Source organism: Pseudomonas pudica (genome assembly GCF_015680405.1).
Taxonomy (GTDB): domain Bacteria; phylum Pseudomonadota; class Gammaproteobacteria; order Pseudomonadales; family Pseudomonadaceae; genus Aquipseudomonas; species Aquipseudomonas pudica.
On record NZ_JADLJS010000092.1, the window covers coordinates 1 to 3,367 of the forward strand.

A 3,367-nucleotide genomic window follows, 5' to 3' on the forward strand; every position below is an offset into this window, starting at 1 on the left:
CCTTGTGGTTGACCGACGCGGTGTAGGTCACCACGCCACCTTCAGCAACGGTCGAGGTCGCGGTCAGAGTGACGGTGGTGGTGTCGATGGTGTCGGTAACCTTGGTCACGGCCGCAGTGCTGCTGACGTCCAATTTCTCGAAGTCACCGCCGCTGGTGCTATCGATATTGGCCTGAACGGTACCCGCATCGATGTACACATCGTCGCTCGGCGCGTCGATGGTAATCGACCCTTCTTTCTGACCCGCCGCGATGGTGATGGTCTCGCCGTTGCTCAGCTTTACGGTAAGCGCAGTACCCGCCGGGTTGGTCAGCGTAGCGGTATACGTAATCTTGCCGCCTTCGGCCACGGTATCCGTCGCGCTCAGCGTAAGCGTGGTGACATCCGGGGTCGCCGGGTTGTCGGTGACAGTGGTCACCGGCTCACCAACGGCCACGGTTTTCTCGTAATTACCACCCGAGATGCTGGTGATCTTGTTGCTCAAGTCCAGATTGGTATTGAGTGCGTTGTTCGGTGCAGTGAACGGTACCGATGCAGACGACTCGCCCACCGGGATGGTGATGGTCTGACCGTTGGCCAGTTTCACCACCAGGTCGGAACCGGTGACCTTGTGGTTGACCGACGCGGTGTAAGTGACCACGCCACCTTCAGCGACGGTCGAGGTCGCGGTCAGAGTGACAGTCGTGGTGTCGATGGTATCGGTCACCTTGGTCACGGCTGCGCCGCTGTTTACATTCAGCTTCTCGAAGTCACCACCCGAGGTTTCGGTCACTTTGACCTGAAGCACTTCAGCATCGATGTAGACATCATCGCCTGGAGCATCGACGGTGACCGAAGCTTCCTTCGAGCCTGCGGCAATGGTGATGGTCTCGCCATTGCTCAGCTTGATCACTAGATCGGTGCCGGCCTTGTTGGTCAAGGTCGCGGTGTAAGTGATCTTGCCACCCTCGGCAACCGTAGGGGTCGCGCTCAGGGTAAGGTGGGTAATGTCCTTCGTGCCTGGTCCGTCGGTCACGGTCGTCACTGGCTCGCCAACTGCTACGGTCTTTTCGTAATTGCCGCCCGAGATGTCAGTGATCTTGTTGGTCAGGTCCAGGTTGGTGTTGTAGGCATTGTCTGGCGCGGTGAACGGTACCGACGCCGACGACTCACCCACCGGAATGGTAATGGTCTGGCCGTTGGCCAGTTTCACCACCAGATCCGAGCCAGTGACCTTGTGGTTGACCGATGCGGTGTAGGTCACCACGCCGCCCTCGACCACGCTCTGCGTGGCGGTCAAGGTCACGGTGGTGGTGTCGATGGTGTCGGTGACTTTCGTTACAGCCGCCTTGCTGCTGACATCCAGTTTTTCGAAATTACCACCCGTGGCATCGGTGATGGTCACGCTGAGGTCTTTGGCATCGATGTACACATCGTCGCCTGGGGCGTCGACGATGATCGAAGCTTCCTTCTGGCCAGCCGCGATGGTGATGGTTTCGCCGTTGCTCAGTTTGATGACCAGGTCAGTGCCGGCCTTGTTGGTCAACGTGGCGGTGTAGGTGATAGCGCCACCTTCGGCCACTGTAGGCGTAGCAGAGAGCGTCAGGCAGGTAATGTCCTCGGAGCCTGGGCCATCGGTAACCGTCGTGCTGACTTCCGTTTTGTCCAGGGTCAGCTTTTCAAACTTCCAGGCATCTGCACCGCTGACCGAGTCGATCGCGTTTACTACAGGCTGAGCACCTACATAGACATCATTAGGCGCGGTAACGGTGATAGAGCCGGTGTTGCTGTTGGCTGGCACCATGACAACGGTCTTGCCGTCGCTGAGGGTGAAATAGAGCGGCGAGTGGTTGTTGATCGGCAGGCCGTCTTCGCTGGTCAGCGTGACGGTATAGGTAATTTCGCCACCTTCGGTAACGGTATCGGTAGCCGTCAGTCTGGCCACCACTTCGTTGATGGTGTCAGTCACTTCCACCGACGCGGCGCCGCCAAACTGCAGGTTCTCGAAGGTGCTACCTGCAGTATCGGTCGCTGACTTGAGGCCGAGACTGATAGTGCCGGCGTCCTGATAAACGTCGTCTCCCTGTACGGCGTGGGTGTACTGCGCACTGGTATCCCCCGCCTTGATAGTGACCTGGGCATCGTTGCTCAGGGTAACGACAAGATCATGCGCCAGCGCGGTGTTGATCTTCACGGTAAATGTCGGGTTCTGGTTCTCGAGAACCGACGCTTGGTCGGCCTCGATGCTTACCAACACAAGATCGCCACCAGAGCCAGGGGTGCCGGATTCATCAGTCACGGTGGTACTGACCTCGGTTTTGTCCAAGGTCAGTTTCTCGAACTTCCATACATCCGCACCGCTAACCGAATCGATCGCATTGACCACCGGCGGATTGGCGCCCATGTAGACGTTGTCCGGCGCGGCAACGGTAATCGAACCGGTTGTGCTGTTGGCCGGTACCTCAATAACGGTCTTGCCATCGCTGAGGGTGAAATACAGCGGTGATTGGATGTTGAGCGGGAGTCCATCCTTGCTGGTCAGCGTGACGGTGTAGGTAATTTCGCCACCTTCGCTTACGGACTCGGTAGCGGTCAGTTTGGCGACGACCTCACTGATGGTATCCGAGATTTCAACGGTAGCCGGGCCTCCGAACGCCAGCTTCTCGAAGGTGGCGCCCGAGACGGTGGCATCCGTCACGCTGAGCGTGACAGAGCCGGCATCCTGGATTACGTCATCGCCTTGGGCCGCAGTCTTGTATTCCACTTCGGTCTTGCCGGCCCCGATGGTCACGGTATCGCCGTTCGACAAGGTAACCGTCAACGGACGGTCCAGTGCCTGGCTTACCTTCACAGTAAAGGACGGCTGCTGGTCCTCTGTCACATCGCCATTGCTGACAATGCTCACGGTGACGGTATCGATACTGTCATTGATGACAGTCGATGCTGGCGTCGGGTCTGGCGTCAGCTGTTCGAAGTTGCCACCGGTCGCACCGGTAATCGTGGTGCTGACGGTCGAGCCGTTGTTGTAGACGTCGTTGGCTGGCGTTTCGAAGTCGACGCTGCCCTGGGTCTTGCCCGCTTCGACGGTGATGGTCTGGCCGTTGGACAGGGTTACGGTCACCGGAGTCTGTGCCGGATTGCTCAGGGTCACGGTGTAGGTGATGACGCCGCCTTCGGACACGCTTGGCGAAGCAGTCAGCGTCGCCGTGGTGTTGTCGACCGAGTCGTTGATCGTGGTCTGCGCCGGCGTCGGGTTCGGCGTCAGCTGCTCGAAGTTGCCGCCGGTGGCGCTTTCGATGGTTACGCTGACGGTCGAGCCGTTGTTGTAGACGTCGTTCGCTGGCGTTTCGAAGTCGACGCTACCCTGGGTCTTGCCCGCTTCGACGGT

General features: G+C 58.9%; 1 protein-coding gene. It reads right to left on the minus strand.

Annotated elements, in window-relative coordinates:
• The coding region (locus IRZ77_RS26555) for an immunoglobulin-like domain-containing protein (RefSeq protein ID WP_329603774.1) at window positions 1–3,367 on the minus strand (3,367 nt) is incomplete at both ends.